General features: G+C 34.8%; 1 pseudogene. It reads left to right on the top strand.

The features are described from left to right. Nucleotides 1-220: 220 nt before the first annotated feature. Nucleotides 221-581: pseudogene (locus ACFIML_RS09325) on the top strand (type I pantothenate kinase); the annotation flags it as partial.

The raw sequence follows: 581 nt of genomic DNA, 5'->3' as shown, positions 1-581 counted from the left end.
ACACTGGAATGACTGGACTATAAGTTAACGAAAGCTTATCTCTTATTTTAAAGAAGACAACTTTTAAAGAAGACAACATGCAAAATAAAATTCATTTGAAGATAAAACATGCCTGCTTGTCTAGCCTTAATCAATTACTGCGGCAAAAAGGTTCTCGACCAATAAAATGATTGATACTATCCTCTCAAAAATTGATCAGAAAGATAACTTGGTCAAATCCATTTCTGATAAATATTCACCCTATCGTATCTTTACTGCACAAGAATGGTCTCAATTTCGTGCAGATACACCCCTTACTTTGACTTTTGATGAAATTAAACGTTTACGCTCCATCGATGTTTCCATTAATCTTGAAGAAGTACAACGTATTTATCTTTCCTTATCGAGTCTGTTATCATGTCATGTTGAAGCAGTACAGGAACTTTTTCATAAGCGTCAAGAATTTTTACATCAAGAAGGAACTAGGAAAACTCCTTTTATCATTGGGATTGCTGGCTCTGTTGCGGTAGGAAAATCAACTACCGCTCGTATTCTTCAAGAACTTTTGAAACGTTGGACATCCAGCCTTAAAGTTGATTTAA

The organism is Bartonella sp. AC62GZZY (assembly GCF_042196525.1).
Taxonomy (GTDB): Bacteria; Pseudomonadota; Alphaproteobacteria; order Rhizobiales; family Rhizobiaceae; genus Bartonella.
Note: the sequence above shows the minus strand (reverse complement) of the source record. Positions and strands in the feature narration are given on the sequence as shown.